The organism is uncultured Sphingobacterium sp. (assembly GCF_964277905.1).
Lineage (GTDB): Bacteria > Bacteroidota > Bacteroidia > Sphingobacteriales > Sphingobacteriaceae > Sphingobacterium > Sphingobacterium siyangense.
Genome location: NZ_CAXYKD010000045.1, coordinates 83,368 through 98,338 on the forward strand (window position 1 = coordinate 83,368; position 14,971 = coordinate 98,338).

15 protein-coding genes are annotated in these 14,971 nt (G+C 40.7%); 9 read left to right on the plus strand and 6 right to left on the minus strand.

Annotated features, from left to right (window positions below; translation table 11 throughout):
- Nucleotides 1–151: 151 nt before the first annotated feature.
- The 3 genes from ACHWSC_RS20570 to ACHWSC_RS20580 form a co-directional block, all read right to left on the minus strand.
- Nucleotides 152–598 (minus strand): nuclear transport factor 2 family protein, encoded by a 447-nt coding sequence (locus ACHWSC_RS20570; RefSeq protein WP_394678004.1) that lies wholly within the window; start codon nucleotides 596–598, stop codon nucleotides 152–154.
- Between the two features lie 514 nt (nucleotides 599–1,112).
- Nucleotides 1,113–2,327 (minus strand): outer membrane beta-barrel protein, encoded by a 1,215-nt coding sequence (locus ACHWSC_RS20575; protein WP_394678005.1) that lies wholly within the window; start codon nucleotides 2,325–2,327, stop codon nucleotides 1,113–1,115.
- A complete protein-coding gene (locus ACHWSC_RS20580) occupies nucleotides 2,324–2,902 on the minus strand; it encodes an RNA polymerase sigma factor (protein ID WP_120335478.1) in 579 nt (192 codons plus the stop codon). Before ACHWSC_RS20580 ends, ACHWSC_RS20575 begins: the two co-directional genes overlap by 4 nt.
- 162 nt (nucleotides 2,903–3,064) lie before the next feature.
- Here ACHWSC_RS20580 and ACHWSC_RS20585 point away from each other — a divergent pair, with 162 nt between their 5' ends.
- Genes ACHWSC_RS20585 through ACHWSC_RS20600 form a run of 4 tightly spaced genes read left to right on the plus strand, consistent with a single transcriptional unit; the run spans nucleotide 3,065 to nucleotide 5,864 of the window.
- Nucleotides 3,065–3,922: a hypothetical protein gene (locus tag ACHWSC_RS20585; protein ID WP_394678006.1), complete on the plus strand. Its 858-nt coding sequence runs from the start codon at nucleotides 3,065–3,067 to the stop codon at nucleotides 3,920–3,922.
- A 23-nt stretch (nucleotides 3,923–3,945) separates the two neighbouring features.
- Nucleotides 3,946–4,353, plus strand: coding sequence for a c-type cytochrome (locus tag ACHWSC_RS20590; protein ID WP_394678007.1), 408 nt, complete (start codon nucleotides 3,946–3,948; stop codon nucleotides 4,351–4,353).
- Between the two features lie 10 nt (nucleotides 4,354–4,363).
- Entirely contained in the window at nucleotides 4,364–4,915 is a 552-nt protein-coding gene (locus ACHWSC_RS20595; RefSeq protein WP_394678008.1) for a YceI family protein, read from the plus strand.
- Between the two features lie 19 nt (nucleotides 4,916–4,934).
- On the plus strand, nucleotides 4,935–5,864 hold the full coding sequence (locus tag ACHWSC_RS20600) for a DUF5777 family beta-barrel protein (RefSeq protein ID WP_394678009.1): 930 nt from the start codon (nucleotides 4,935–4,937) through the stop codon (nucleotides 5,862–5,864).
- A 156-nt stretch (nucleotides 5,865–6,020) separates the two neighbouring features.
- On the opposite strand, the gene ACHWSC_RS20605 is transcribed toward ACHWSC_RS20600, so the two are convergent.
- Nucleotides 6,021–6,209, minus strand: a complete 189-nt coding sequence (locus ACHWSC_RS20605) for a CsbD family protein (protein ID WP_394678099.1) — start codon at nucleotides 6,207–6,209, stop codon at nucleotides 6,021–6,023.
- A 125-nt stretch (nucleotides 6,210–6,334) separates the two neighbouring features.
- Nucleotides 6,335–6,730, minus strand: a complete 396-nt coding sequence (locus ACHWSC_RS20610) for a hypothetical protein (protein ID WP_075991410.1) — start codon at nucleotides 6,728–6,730, stop codon at nucleotides 6,335–6,337.
- Between the two features lie 328 nt (nucleotides 6,731–7,058).
- On the opposite strand from ACHWSC_RS20610, the gene ACHWSC_RS20615 reads away from it, so the two are divergent.
- The 5 genes from ACHWSC_RS20615 to ACHWSC_RS20635 all read left to right on the plus strand — a co-directional run bounded on the left by ACHWSC_RS20615 (nucleotide 7,059) and on the right by ACHWSC_RS20635 (nucleotide 13,994).
- On the plus strand, nucleotides 7,059–7,424 hold the full coding sequence (locus tag ACHWSC_RS20615; protein WP_394678010.1) for a hypothetical protein: 366 nt from the start codon (nucleotides 7,059–7,061) through the stop codon (nucleotides 7,422–7,424).
- Nucleotides 7,425–7,503: 79 nt separating this feature from the next.
- On the plus strand, nucleotides 7,504–8,034 hold the full coding sequence (locus ACHWSC_RS20620) for a sigma-70 family RNA polymerase sigma factor (protein WP_120335467.1): 531 nt from the start codon (nucleotides 7,504–7,506) through the stop codon (nucleotides 8,032–8,034).
- Between the two features lie 42 nt (nucleotides 8,035–8,076).
- On the plus strand, nucleotides 8,077–9,102 hold the full coding sequence (locus ACHWSC_RS20625; protein WP_394678011.1) for a FecR family protein: 1,026 nt from the start codon (nucleotides 8,077–8,079) through the stop codon (nucleotides 9,100–9,102).
- A gap of 25 nt (nucleotides 9,103–9,127) precedes the next feature.
- Complete coding sequence (locus ACHWSC_RS20630; RefSeq protein ID WP_394678012.1) at nucleotides 9,128–12,484, plus strand: SusC/RagA family TonB-linked outer membrane protein; 3,357 nt, start codon at nucleotides 9,128–9,130, stop codon at nucleotides 12,482–12,484.
- Nucleotides 12,485–12,494: 10 nt separating this feature from the next.
- Nucleotides 12,495–13,994, plus strand: a complete 1,500-nt coding sequence (locus ACHWSC_RS20635; RefSeq protein ID WP_394678013.1) for a SusD/RagB family nutrient-binding outer membrane lipoprotein — start codon at nucleotides 12,495–12,497, stop codon at nucleotides 13,992–13,994.
- Nucleotides 13,995–14,161: 167 nt separating this feature from the next.
- Here the strand turns inward: ACHWSC_RS20635 and ACHWSC_RS20640 are convergent, their stop codons facing one another.
- Complete coding sequence (locus ACHWSC_RS20640; RefSeq protein ID WP_394678014.1) at nucleotides 14,162–14,947, minus strand: hypothetical protein; 786 nt, start codon at nucleotides 14,945–14,947, stop codon at nucleotides 14,162–14,164.
- Between the last annotated feature and the right edge of the window lie 24 nt (nucleotides 14,948–14,971).

Consider the following 14,971-nt stretch of genomic DNA (forward strand, 5'->3'; position numbering starts at 1 on the left):
AGGCTTTTTGACCTTGTTAAAGGATATTCTGGTTTCGGCAGACAAAAAAAGCCACATCTCCCGACGTGGCTTCTAAACTAAATTTATAAACATGTTATTCACTAGGGATCAGCTTTTGGTATAACTAAGCTGGCTCCCAAATTATGAGGTTCTATTTATAGGAATTGATCGATTTGGATACTCTCCAGTCTTTAGCTTCACGCACTAAGGTAACAAGATCGGTTTTGGTGAAATTTTCAAATTTCAAAATAACCCTGGCCACCATATAATCTGTAGACTGTTCAACTACATCAGTGCTAACCGCACAATTCAGGTGGATATTTTTTTGCTTTTTCAAGGATTTAACCACTTCATAGCGGCTATATGACTTTAAGGTGCCCGTTTGTACCTTTAGATTAAAGTCTTCAGCAAACAACTGTTCTATTCCAGCCGACTCACCTTCAGTGATCACGGCGACATAGTGCTCTAGCGCAAAGTCTGCGGTTGATAGATTAACGCTGACTGGGTTTGATTTTGAACCCGGTCCTTCAGCTGCCATAGCAAACGTTGATACGGCCATTAAAGCTGCTACTGTGAATGTTTTTACAAGAGTTTTCATACTATCTTTTTTTTGTTTTTTTTTACCTTGCTTATCTGTTGACTCAAAACTATCGCTCCAAATGCTTGTTGCCCACGGATTTTAGATCAATAACCAGCAAAAGTCGCTGAATGACTGAAATGAAAAAGTAAACTTCAAAATGCATAAAGAACATACGATCAATTTTAATAGCTCCATGCCAAAGACCATACCAGTTGGCCCAAGGTTCATTTATGCCTTTTAAAGCCCATTATGGGCGATCTAAACTCTTCTTCAAAAAACGAAATGTACGTATGCGAACAGTTATTAACCGAATTGTTCACATACGTACAGCACATTAAAATGTAATAGAAGTTTAATGTGCTGCGCATTTTGAAGTGAATGACGATATACAGTAAAAAAGAAACGTACTTATTTGCCTGATCAGAAAGATCAGATACCAATTTTTTTCGGGGGGGGGCAAACAGGCTAGTAACACAGTACAAGCTCGCTAAACATAGGTTTAACTGATCATCTTCGAGGGAATATATCGGAATTACAAACTCATTCCCAAGGTAAACGCAACGCCTTTAGATTCCAGGTCCACATTTCCGTAGCCTATCCCTGTCAATGGCATTTTAACAAAAGGTTTTACACCGATGTTAATTTTGTCATTGATTTTCTTCTCAATGGAGATCGAAAAATCGGCAACACCGAAGATATGCTGGTTCTCTCCATTCACTTCATAGACGGCACTTTTCTGAGATCCACCGTAGCTACCTCCGTTTTCATAATCAAAAGTGTATTTTTCCTTTAGCATAAAATAACTCGAAAGTCCTGCGCTAACATTAAACTTCACTTTTTTACTTTTCAATACCGTATAACTTGCTGTCAATGGTACATCAATAACATCACATACAGCGCTCACATTGCTTGGCAATTGCGTCATTTCCGGCGGATTTGATGGCGCATAAAATTTATAAGCTGACTTATAATTCTTTTTAGCATAGGTGGCTCCCACAGACACACTTAATCCTTTTGTGAGGGGATAAGAATAAGCCAAACCGATATTCTCACTAAGTGAGGATTTGCCTGCTCCACGCACGCTTGTGAGATCTGGTCCCGCCAAGAAACTTACAACCGATCGTTCTCTTTCCTGTCCTTCGGATCCGATACCTTCTTTAGGCTGATAGATGGCTGCCAGACGCTCCCCTAGCCCTTCAACTGGTTCTTCTCTTAAGTTGAAATGAGGCAATCTCTGATTGTTATAGTCCATGCGTGGAATTGTAAATGCAGCATTCAGTTTTCTTTCTTGCATGCCTATCGGATATGCATTGGTTATCTTTCCCAAACGAATATCCTTCAGGACGATGGTTTCATTTAAAATCTGTAATGTACGATTCGTACGTTTGATCGGCTGAAATGCAGTCCAACTCTCATCCTGTTTGACTTCATCTAGCGAATTTTCCTTAGGTTGAACAGTTTTGCTCTCCGGAACCTCTTTTTTCGGCGAAATACCGGCCTCATTTATTTCACTTTGTAAATGATTCGATCTAAATAACGCGCTATTCCAAATAAAAAAGACCGTTAAAACTGCTGCCAACGTGGCTGCCCAAGTCATTAAAACGACTATCTTGCGTCTCTTTGAACGTCTTTCATTGTCTAACCGCGATGCTATATCTTGCCAATGTGATTCATCAAAGTCAAAGTTAGTATCACTTAGGCCCTCCTTAAATAACTCATCAATCTTGTTCTTATCCTTTTCCATCATCTTTTCTCTTCCGTTTTACCAAATTTTACCCCTTGAACTTCCACCATTTCTGCCAGTCGACCGCGTGCCTTATGCAGATTAGATTTTGATGTTCCAATGGCAATACCCAACATGCCACTAATTTCTTCGTGTCCATAACCATCGATCGCGTAGAGATTGAACACTGTCCTGTAGGCAGGTGGAAGCTGCTGCACCATCGCCAATAAATCTTCATAGTTTAACTTTTGACTGATGCTATCATCTTCAACAATGGTATGCTCATACATGGATACATCTACCAAAATGCCCTGTTTAATCTTTGCTCGATAAAAATCAATTGCAGTATTTGTCATGATTTTTTTGATCCATATAGAAAAAGGCTTCTGAAAATCATATTTACTGATATTTTTAAAAACCTTGAAAAAGCCTTCATTTAAAATACTTATGGCATCCTCTCTGTGATTAGCGTAACGCAGACATATCCCTAAAGACATAGCGTAGTAGATGGTATAAAGATCTTTCTGAGCCCTGCGGTCCTCATCAATACATCCTTTAATAATATGGATAGATTTTTCGTCAACTTCTGTTATCGCCACTCGCTATTGCTTCTTTCTTTTGATAAATATAGTATTAAGTCTATTACGAGTAGATAATCGAAAAGGTTGCCTGCAAAAAATATTTTTTTTCAGCCCAATTTCAAAGCAACCTTTACACTGACCTGATCGTAATATCAAGACATTATTTTAAAACATACAATTATGAAATCAAACCAAAAACAAGTTAAATTAACCTTTATAGGTGGTCTATTGGCCTTAGCGATGTTTTCTGCATGTTCAAAAAGCGATGGTGAGCCTGGCAATGTCGAAAATAAAAACAAGGGCGTGCAAATGTCGGCCAATACACAATTTGGCAATATTCTGACCGATGCCGACGGTAAAACACTCTATTTCTTTTCGAATGATACAAAGGGAACTTCGACCTGCAGCGGTAATTGTATAGCAACTTGGCCGGTTTATTACAGCAGCGAAACAAGTACAGACCTGAAAATTGACAAAAGCCTGCTCGGTGAAATAACACGTGAAGATGGTTCCAAACAAAGTACTTATAAAGGCTGGCCTCTTTACTACTATGCAGGCGATAGTCAATCTGGTCAGGTGAAAGGAGATGCTGTCAATAAAATATGGTATGTGGCCAAACCAGATTATTTACTTATGGTGGCCAATGCACAACTTATTGGACACGATACTAAAAACTATTTAGGTGACTATACCGAAGGAACCGGAAAAACAATTTATCTGACAGATGATAAGGGCAGAACGCTGTATGCCTTTAAACCCGACAAATTCAACAAAAACAATTATACTGCTGCAGATTTCAGTAATGATGCGACCTGGCCTATCTTTCAAAAAGAGACGGGAGCTCTGCCTTCACTTGTTCGCACAGCTGACATCGCTGTCATTACCGTCTATGGAAAGAAACAATTAACTTTCAAAGGATGGCCCTTATATTACTTCGGCCAGGATATACAACGCGGAGACAATAAAGGAATAAGTTTCCCACGCGTTGGTGTTTGGCCAATCATAAATGACAACACAGCCGTTGCTTCTGCTAACTAAGTCAAGACTAACGATTCAAACTTATGGAACAAAATCTAAAAACGACAAATCCTTGCCTCGGTGCACATCGTTACTTTGTTATTTCACTCTTGACCTTAACGGTTCTCTTGTTCTCGGCCTGTACCAAAAAACAAGCACAAGAACTTACGACCAATCCAGATAACGGAACTGAAACGGTGACAGTCCAGAATGTGTCCTATACGAATTTTTCTAAAGCACTCTTTGAAACGAAATGTAGTTCATGCCACGCAGCAGGACGTTCGGCTAGTGGACGATGGACGTTCGATGGTTATACCTCAGTCAAAGACAATATTGCAAAGATCAACAATGCAGTACTGGTGACCAAATCCATGCCACTGGGCGGCTCACTCACAGCAAAAGAAATAGAACTGCTGGATGCATGGATTAAGAGAAATTCACCTGAAAATTAATGTTATACCTATGAACAAAATCAACGTTTATATAGCGCTCTTCATGATGCTCATTAGTATGAAGACATTTGCGCAACAAAAGGCTTCCCTTGTTTCAAAAGAGACCAGCATCACCTTTTTCAGTAATGCACCATTGGAAGACATTGAAGCCAAAAGTATCTTAGGCGCTTCAGCGATGAACCTCCAAAGCGGAGATATCATCTTTCGGGTAAAAAATACATCTTTTCAATTTGACAAAAAGCTCATGCAAGAGCATTTCAATGAAAATTACATGGAAAGTGATCGGTATCCCCTATCAGAATTTAAAGGTAAAGTCGAAAATGCAGACAAATTAACAAAGGACGGCAACTATACGCTGAACGTAACGGGCACACTTCAGATCCATGGGGTTACCAAACCTTACAGCACCAAGGCTGCATTTATTGTTAAAGATGGGACATTAAAAGCTGTTACAAGTTTTCAGGTAAAACTCGCCGATCACAAAATTTCTATTCCTTCCATCGTCGGAAAAAAAATTGCTGAAGTAGTAAAAATCACCGTTGATGCGACCTACAAACCATAATTACTCGAATTCATTGCAAATGAGAAAAACGCTATTTATACTCCTGTGCTTTATTTCCACAAAGTTATTTGCTCAGGAAGACCTTGATAAATTAATCCATATCGATGGGGTTAAAAATGAAAAAGTCACTGCAACCTTTAAATCCGGTAACCTGATCAACCTTAAGACGACAGAAACAATTCACCGACATGAAATGGACTTTAGAGTAGATCACCGTTTTGGCGATATAGCAGGCAGTGCCGGTGGAGGGAAAAATTTCTTCGGTCTCGATAATTCGACCGACATCCGAATCGGTTTTGACTACGGTCTATTAGATAATCTAAACATTGGAATCGCCCGCGCGAAAGGCGCAACAGAAGTTAGACAACTCTTTGAGGGTAATGTGAAATACCGGTTTATCGAACAAACGGTCGATAATAATGTACCTGTTTCCGTTGCTTTTTTTGGAAGTACAACCTTATCTGCTATGGAAGCCAGCTCCGATAAGTCTTCGGCAGCAAGCTTTGAAGACTTCAATGATCGATTGAGTTATGTGACGCAGCTCATCATTGCCCGTAAATTTAGCTCAAATCTATCGCTCGTTGTGGTCCCGACCTTTCTTCACCGGAACTATACAGCTTTTAACGATCAGAATGATGTATTTGCTCTTGGTATTGGCGGGCGGGCCAAGGTCAGCAATAGGATCGCATTAGTAGCAGACTATACATTACCTTTCCGAAAGCCGTCGAACAAAAAATACCGTGAAGATGTAAGCGGACAGCGTTATTATGATGCATTAGGTGTCGGTTTGGAAATGGATACCGGAGGACATATCTTCCATCTCAATTTTACCAATGCAACCGCAATACAAGAATCTCAGTTTATTAGCGAAACAAATAGCTCCTGGGGTAAGGGACAATTCCGTTGGGGATTTAGCATTGCTCGCCGTTTCAATTTTAACAAAAAATAAAAAAGCAATTTCTCCATCGTGGACTTGGAATCAAAATAATCTGTCCAACGTAATAAGAATTCAAAATACTTAAAAGCATCATCGGTTGATATGTTCTTAAATCAAAAAAGCGGATAACAATGCTGTTATCCGCTTTCTTATCACACAATACTAAACCTACAAATCATTTAACCACTTATTTACCTCATCTTGTGTTTTACCGGTCTTCTTTTGAAGTTTACCAACCAACTCGTCTTCTTTGCCCTCGGCATATAATAAATCATCATCAGTAAGATCTGCATATTGTTGTTTTACCTTACCTTTGATTTCGTTCCAACGGCCTTTCCATCTTAATTCGCTCGTAATTATTTTCCTTTCGTTGTTTATTAATAGAACAGTATCGTACAGCTAATCGTTTAAAAAATAATGTTATAAAATGTTAATTCTATAACATTCACCTGGTAAACAAGCACTTTCTATTTTTCATATTATTATTTCCGGTTACAATTGGCCGTCCATACCTTGCTGTCTTTTGTATAGCCAATTGTCAATTTACCGGCATCAATACGGATCACTCCTGTACCTGCCGAACCAATGTTGACCAAGACGTTATCCTTTTTTTCAAAATCTACGCCGTTGAGATTTGGAATCCCATTTCCAAAAGCGAAATTATAGGTATCGCCAACTTTTGTTACGGTAACTGTTCCTTCTGCAGCGGCAACATCATTGTCATTGTTATTCATATCATCATACGAGATAGTGCCTTCATATTTACCAACAAAAAGATCGTTGTCGGCCGGATCATCGTCTTTGCTACATGATGTAAAGCCTACCAATACCGTCAAAATAAGCATACCTAGTCCCAGTGTTTGAATTAATTTTTTCATACGTCGATGTGTTAATGTGAATACTCTATTTTATTACAGCTGGGTAAAATTCAAACTTTATGCCAGTCCAAATACAGCCTTAGAAACACCCGTATCAAACACCCAAGAAGAGGTATAAATACCGAACTAGCGAATAAAATACACAACGATCGTATACAGATATCCGTTAAATACCCCATTTCTATTAATAAGTCATTATGATTTTTTTGTATTTTTAAGACCATAACTGGTTTTTCCCACCACATTGGAGTTATCTAACTCCAATGTGGTGGGAAAAACTTCCGGTATGATGCATGATTAAATCCCATATAAAAAAACAGCCTTATTTATGAAATTATTTTCCGTCTTTCTATTTTTTATTGCCCTTCAGTCTTGTTCCGTTCAACGGATAGAAAAAAAAGAAAAAGGCTCTTTGTATATCAATACATCAATCCCTGCACATAGTTCCTTAGTCATCTCAACCGAAGATGCCAGTCCATTTTCCATTGAAACTAAAAAAAACTCGACTGGTCGGATAAAAATTTTGAATGAATCAGAAGAGATTGAGATGGAGAAGAACAAAACATACACACTGAATGTCAACCAGAAAGGGAACGTCGTATTCCTAAATCAATCCGATCAAGGAACTAATATCCAATTGAGAGTCTATAACCATACATCGAAGATCATTCAGAAAACAAATCTCATCCACTAAGAAAGGAGGCAAAATATTTTTTAAAAAACTTGCAGCGAAAGCGCATTATCGCTAAATTCATTTATTCCAAGCCTACACTATGGAAATCAATTATGCGCTTATCGTTCGAAGATTCGAGGAATATTTTGACCTATGGAGTTCCAAAGTATACCAATATGCAGTCCATAAAACCAAATCTTCTTATCTAGCCGAAGAAACTGTACAGCGTGTATTTATCAAACTCTGGAAAAATATGAGTGACAAAAATATCGATGCCACCATAGAATCCCAGATTTTCTGTATCACCCGAACAGTGGTGATCGATCTGGTCAAGGCAGAGTATAACCGCAAGAAACTTCTGGATCACGATCAGACATTTGTCTTGCGCCATAGCCCTCAGGATGATTTTTATGCCAAACAACTTACATCCACACTCCATGAAATTGTCGATAAACTACCGGAGAAACGCAAAGAGATTTTTATGCTAAGCCGGTTTTCTAATCTTTCGCATAAGGAGATTGCGGACAAGCTGGCCATATCGACGAAAACTGTGGAAAACCAACTGACACTAGCACTAAAAACCATTCGAAAGGCTTTACTGTTCAGCATGCTGGTGCAAATTATTTTTTAATTTCTTTGGGGGCTACCTCATTTCCAATCGTAATCTTTATACATGAAGATTACAAAAACACTCATCGACAAATACCTAAGCGGTAAAGCCAGTGCGGAAGAAATTGCCGCAGTAGAAAATGCGCTGGCCAATAACGAGTTTTATTGGGAAGATTTTATGCCGGAAACGGAATGGCAAGCATATGAGATGGATTCGGATTTTAAAAACCAAAAGGAAATAAAAGCGCATATTTTCAAACAAATAGGGCAAAAAAATAAAGATCGTTTCAGCTGGTTAAAATATGCGGTTATTATCTTCTTCATTGGAATCGGAGCTTGGCTGGGATTAAACCAGATCGATTCTCCTAAATATAACACCGCATACCGTAGCACTAAGAAAGTCCAACCCACACTGCAGGAGCAACCAAGTAATTTATATTATATCAATTCAGGTAATACCATTCAACAAATTGCCGTTCCAGACGGTTCTACTATCGACCTATACCCCAATTCTGAAGTAAAATTTAATTCAGATTTCACAACTATTAGCGCGCGAGAAATCCAATTAAAAGGTAAAGCCAAATTTACGGTAGCAAAGGATAAAACAAAGCCTTTTCGCGTTCACACGGCAGATTTGACAACAACCGCACTTGGCACTGTTTTCAGTGTGGAAGAAGGTGGTAGCGCGATTACAAAAATAAAACTCTATGAAGGCCGTATTGAAGTTAAAAGCAATCAGCATCCTGAAAATAAACAGACCTTAAATCTACAGTTTCAACCCAACGAAGAAATCAGCATTGATCGCAAGCTACAACAGATCATTGCCGAAACCCGAGTCAATACTTCTCAATCCAGCAAAAGGGGGTCTTACTTAAAAACTAGCGGACAACTGATCTTTAAAAACCTCCCATTGCAAGATGTCCTTCACATCATCAGTCATAATTATGGCCTTAAACTAAGCTTTGAACCTAAAGATATACAAGATAAATACTATAGTGGAACGTATAAAAATACAGCATCTGCATACGTCAACATGCTAGCTGATATCCAAGCACTCCATAAAATAACCATTCATGTACAAACCGAATAAAATTCACTCACATAACCCACAAATTATGCACAATTATTTACCTTCCAAGCATAGTATCCTGACTATGCTATTGTTGAGATCCAACATTCGAGCCGACGTAAACTGGGCATTGCGTCTTGGCCTCATGGGGCTTTTGTCAACAAGCTATCTTCTCGCTAATGCCCAACAAAATGCGACCATTAACGGAGTAATCAAAGATGAAACAGGAAAGCCCATCCCTTCGGCGACGGTTACCATACGTAATGCGACGAGCGGAATGAAAAAAACAACAACCAGCAGGCCTGACGGAACTTTTTCACTCGACCAGATTCCCGCTGGACAGGGCTACCAGATCAGCGTATCGTCTATCGGTTTTAAAAGCAGAGAACTGTTGGATTACACCATTACAGACAGAGACAAGCTAGCGATCAATATCAGTTTGGAATCGAGTGCGCAAAACCTACAGGAGGTTGTCGTTACTGCGCTTGGTATCAAACGCGAAAAAAAAGCGCTCGGTTATACGGTCGCTGAACTCAAAGGCGACGAGCTGACGCAGGGTAAGGAAACCAATGTGGCGAATGCCTTATCGGGTAAAGTTGCCGGCGTACAGGTGAGCCGCGCCGCATCCGGTGCCGGAGGTTCATCCAAGGTCGTGATACGTGGTAACAACTCACTTATCGGTAATAGCCAGCCGCTCTATGTTGTTGATGGAGTACCGATTGATAATCAAAACATTTCATCTCCAAACCAATCTGGGGGAACCGATTATGGTGACGGAATAGGAAACATCAATCCCGAAGACATCGAAACGATGTCGGTATTAAAAGGCCCGAATGCGGCCGCACTTTATGGACAAAGAGGAAGTAACGGAGTTATCTTGATCACAACTAAATCTGGTAAAGCTGGTAAGACCCGTTTTAGCTATGGTACAGATTTTTCATTGGGCAATGGGCTGGTCTTACCGGATTTTCAAAATGTCTATGGACAAGGATTGAACGGAACATTTACACATTTCAGAAAAGATGACGGCACCATTGTTTCCATGAGCGAAGCGCTGAAAAATGGTTACAGTGGTATGCCTAAAATGAGTGCCGGACGTGACCGTACGACACGGGCAAGCTGGGGTGCAAAAATGGAGGGCCAGACTTATGAAGATGCTTATGGCAACATCTTACAGTTAACACCAAAACCAGATACCTACTCGTCGTTTTTTCAAACGGAGAAACAGTTTGTCAACAACCTTAGTATCGATGGCGGAACCGACAAAGTAAACTACCGTTTTTCATTTGCCAATACAGATGTAAAGGGTTATATCCCCACCAATACGTTAAAGAGAAACAATTTCGGTCTGCGCACCCAAGCCAAAATAACCGATAAATTTCATATCGACATCAAGGCGAACTATATCGCACAAAAGGGGCAAAACCGGCCAACTCTGGCCGATGCGGCAGACAATCCTGCCTACCTATTTATCAGCCAGCCGCGAAGCCTGGGCAACGACATCATGGCACAGTATAAATGGACCGCGCAGGAGATCAGCAGACAGCTTGGATTTTCGGGATTGACGGAAGGATTGGAGAAAACATATGCCACCAATAGTTCCACAGCCAACCCCTTTTGGACCATTCATGAAAACCACAATGAAGATCGTCGGGACCGCATCATAGGGTTACTCCGTCTGAGTTACGACTTTGCTCCTTGGCTTAAGGTCACAGCGACCGGGGGTACGGACTTCTATACCGATCAACGGTTTCGTTACCGTCCAATAAACACCTACCAAAGCTTGAACCGAAAGGGTGATATTCGCGAAGAGGTCATCAGAGCCCGCGAAGACAATTTTGACGTCCTCGCTAGCTCCAATTTCAAATTGGCCGACGACATTAAACTCAGTGCCAACTTAGGAGCCAGCCATCAAAGCCGGTATTTGCGTATGACAGGAAATTCAGGTAATCAATTTATTGTTCCAAATCTCTTTGTAATCAATAACACCACGACAAATAGTTACATATTTGACCTGATCGAGTCCAAGATTAATTCGGCTTATCTATCGGGCCAGTTCAGTTACAAAGACTATTGGTTTTTTGATTTCTCTGCCCGTAACGACTGGTCTTCGACCCTGTCAAAGGAAAACAATTCGTTTTTCTACCCGAGTGTAAGTTCCAGTTTGGTCTTATCGGATGCTTTCAAATGGCAATCTGACGCACTGTCTTTCGCCAAAATCAGAGGTTCATGGGCCCAGGCCGGTAGTTCAGGAAACCCATATCAGCTGACAGGAGCATATAGTCTCAACCAGTATACCCATGGTGGCGTACCGATGGCTTCTTATACAGAAATTATTCCTGATCCGAATTTGAAAAACGAATTGACCACGTCTATCGAAGCTGGGGCAGATCTGAGATTTCTAAAAAACAGACTTTCTTTCTCCTTCACCTACTATCAGGCCAAGACAAAGAATCAGATTTTGGACGTACCAATCGCCCCTTCCAGTCTCTATGTAAAAAACAGGATCAACGCTGGAGAAATTAGCAACAGAGGTATTGAATTTGTATTGGGAGCAACACCGATCAAAAGCGAATCGGGATTTGAATGGAATACAACCTTCAATTACAACCGCAACAGAAATAAAGTTGAATCACTCTATCCCGGTGTAGAAAGCTTTTTACTCGCTACAGACCGCGGGATAAATGTGGTTGCGGAGGTCGGAAAACCATTTGGCCAGTTAATTGGGACACAGTTTGCATGGATCAAAGATGATCAGGGAAATAGGTTGATCGACCCGACCACTGGACTCCCTTTGCGCACAGCTGGACGTGTAGAAACCGATCTTGGAAATGCACAACCCGACTGGCTAGGTGGTTTTGCCAATACCTTTAAATATAAAGGTTTCAACCTCTATGCACTTGTCGATATCCGTCAGGGCGGTGTGATCTTCTCCCAATCCAATCGTGAGCAGATCATTTATGGTACTTCTAAAAAGACCTTGGAAGGCCGTGATGGCACCTACATTGCCGAAGGGATGGTAGGACAAAAAGATGGATCAGGAAACTGGACAAGCACTGGAACAAAAAACAGCAAACAGGTTGCCGCACAAGATTACTGGAACATGGTTGCGAGTGACAAAGAAGTCATGGTATCCGAAGAAATGATCAATGATATGAGTTATATTGCCATGCGCGAAATCAGTCTCTCCTATTCTTTCCCTAAAAAGCTGATGCCACATAAACTTGTTAACTCCCTAAAATTGGGCGTCTATGGGCGGAATCTATTTTATTTTCAACGGAAAACTGACGGATTTTCACCAGAAGCTTCTGCTTTCAATGTAAACAATAGCTCGATTGGTATTGAATCAACTTCACTTCCAATGATGCGCACATTCGGTATTAATCTCACTGTTGGTCTGTAAACCCTTTATCATGAAAAAGAAACTATTTAAAAATACATTCATCGTCGGACTTATTTCTGTGGCAGGATTAGGTTCATGTACCAAAGATTTCGAACGGATCAATACGCCGCCGACATCTGTCACCACTGTAGACCCTTCCTTACTCATAGCTCGCATTCTACGTGATGGTACTTTTCAGGAATCTGGGGAACTACCCAACAACAAGTTTGGCTCTTGGATCCAACATTGGGCTGGTGGACCGGTAGTGCCTGTTTCTCGATATTTTGAAGGACCCGAAAATCTTATTTGGTCGCAGCACTACACCTTGCTTCGCAATATTGTTCAGATCAAACAGGAATTGAGCGGCAAGGAAGACAATGCAGAAGGGAGAAGTAAACTGGCTATTGCCGAGCTTTATGAAGCATACCTCTATCAGCGCCTTACAGACTTGTTTGGTGATATCCCCTACTCCGAGATCACAAAATCCAATAAGGAAATTAATCGTACCCCAAAATTTGACAAACAAGAAGAGATCTATCCGGCACTGGTTCAAAAAGTCGATGCGGCTATAGCAAGGCTTACGAGCGGTGACCTCTCTTACGGCTCTTCAGATTTCTTTTACAAAGGCAGTATCGATAAATGGAAAAAATTTGGCAATTCGCTCAAATTAAAGCTCGGCATGCGCATGCGGTACGCCAATCCTTCTTTGGCACAGAAAACGGTTACCGAAGCCATGACTTCTGCAATAGGTCTATTCTCCAGTAACAGTGATAATGCCGCAGTACCGACCTACAACGATGCTCAAGCTGAAAACCAGAACCCGATTTTACGTCAAATGACTACCGGAAGTGCAGATTTACGCTATTTGGCTAATACCCTGGTTGACAAACTCAAAGAATACAATGATCCAAGGCTTCCTTTACTTGCCGAACCCGTCATTAGCAATGGAGTTTCAACCTATCAAGGTATTGGGGTTTCGTTGACCGATAACCAGCTATCACAACTGATTCGCGCCAACTATTCAACAGCCAATAAGTCTACTTGGTTCAGCCTTTCATTCGCACCGATCCCAAGCTATGCGTTTACGTATTCGGATATCTGTTTTTACAAAGCCGAAGCTGCACTTCTTGGCTGGGGTGCTACAACTGCAAATGCCCAAACGTTCTTTACAGAAGGGGTCAAAGCTGCGCTGGCACTTCCGCCATACAATATGACGGCAATCCCCTCTGCATACGAACCTGTGCTCAATCTAAGCGGCTTGACAGACGAACAAAAAATGGAGAAAATAGCGACACAAAAATGGATTCACCTATTTGGCCGGGACATGGAAGCCTTTGCCGAATGGCGACGTACGGGATATCCTCGATTAACCCCCGGTCCTAACCCAGGTTCCACCAACGGACAAATACCGCGTAGAGCTATTTATTCTAGTGAAGAGGCTGAGTTAAACGCAGCAAATTTAAAAGAGGCTGTAGCACGTATGACAAATGGTGACTCTTTCCTATCCAAAGTCTGGTGGGACAAAAAGTAACTGCACTTTTTTAGCCGAGATTATAGACAGAAAAAGCTGTTCACAATCATTCAAAGAAGTGCTAATCAATAGGGCCCTGATATTAATATCAGGGCCCTACTTATTTCTTTGCATCTCCAATTCACTTGGCTGTCAGGTCTTACCAATAAAATATAAGCCAAACGATACTATCGGATCCTTTTAAATATTTCCGTTTTATTATGCTGTATAATTTTCAACTCATTACCGCTGATGGAAAATTTTCCGGAGTAATAAATCAAGCTGTCTTTACGCGAGCCATCATTCTCCTTTGGAGGGTAAAACAACAGTGAGTCCACTGAAACACGATAAGATCCGTCAGTTGCATTTTTTACCGAACAAGGTAATTTTGACTGAAAATGCCGGGCTGCCTCAAAATACAGTCTTTCCTTCGTAACCCTATGTTCCCAGGCTCCATACAATTCATCTTTCGCGAGGTACTTGTTTTTCAATACCGCCAATAATGTAACAATTCCAATCGCTGCCAATGGAATATAGATGAATTTAATTTTACTGACTTTATTGAACCAATTAGGTCTATCTTCATCGGTAAATAAAGGGGCGCTGTCAATAAAAAAGGCATAAAAAGCTTTATAATCTGATAAAAGCACAAAAACAGCCATTAAGGTAAGAACGGTTGCCATACCTTTTGCACCTTGAATGTCAAAGGCAAAATCCATCAATAAAATATTGACGATAAAGGTCAGAAAAAGGATCACACCGATTCTGGCAGTTTTACGAAAAAAGAGCAATAGCGCGCTGATAAGCTGCGCAACAGCAATTGCATTGCCGTACCATTTGGAATAGCCAAAATAATACCATGTCAATTCGAATCCTGAAAGCGCTGAAAGCGGTTTATCAAACACGCTGGGTTGCGAGGTAAATTGTGTTTCCAGGAGCTTAGCGGCAGCGTACGAAATGATTACAGTTGCCATAAAATACCGGCAAAATGTATACAG

Coding starts and splice junctions, on each gene's coding strand:
- ACHWSC_RS20570 (WP_394678004.1), bottom strand. CDS start 598: ATGAAAACTCTTGTAAAAACATTCACAGTAGCAGCTTTAATGGCCGTA.
- ACHWSC_RS20575 (WP_394678005.1), bottom strand. CDS start 2,327: ATGATGGAAAAGGATAAGAACAAGATTGATGAGTTATTTAAGGAGGGC.
- ACHWSC_RS20585 (WP_394678006.1), top strand. CDS start 3,065: ATGAAATCAAACCAAAAACAAGTTAAATTAACCTTTATAGGTGGTCTA.
- ACHWSC_RS20590 (WP_394678007.1), top strand. CDS start 3,946: ATGGAACAAAATCTAAAAACGACAAATCCTTGCCTCGGTGCACATCGT.
- ACHWSC_RS20595 (WP_394678008.1), top strand. CDS start 4,364: ATGAACAAAATCAACGTTTATATAGCGCTCTTCATGATGCTCATTAGT.
- ACHWSC_RS20600 (WP_394678009.1), top strand. CDS start 4,935: ATGAGAAAAACGCTATTTATACTCCTGTGCTTTATTTCCACAAAGTTA.
- ACHWSC_RS20610 (WP_075991410.1), bottom strand. CDS start 6,730: ATGAAAAAATTAATTCAAACACTGGGACTAGGTATGCTTATTTTGACG.
- ACHWSC_RS20615 (WP_394678010.1), top strand. CDS start 7,059: ATGAAATTATTTTCCGTCTTTCTATTTTTTATTGCCCTTCAGTCTTGT.
- ACHWSC_RS20620 (WP_120335467.1), top strand. CDS start 7,504: ATGGAAATCAATTATGCGCTTATCGTTCGAAGATTCGAGGAATATTTT.
- ACHWSC_RS20625 (WP_394678011.1), top strand. CDS start 8,077: ATGAAGATTACAAAAACACTCATCGACAAATACCTAAGCGGTAAAGCC.
- ACHWSC_RS20630 (WP_394678012.1), top strand. CDS start 9,128: ATGCACAATTATTTACCTTCCAAGCATAGTATCCTGACTATGCTATTG.
- ACHWSC_RS20635 (WP_394678013.1), top strand. CDS start 12,495: ATGAAAAAGAAACTATTTAAAAATACATTCATCGTCGGACTTATTTCT.
- ACHWSC_RS20640 (WP_394678014.1), bottom strand. CDS start 14,947: ATGGCAACTGTAATCATTTCGTACGCTGCCGCTAAGCTCCTGGAAACA.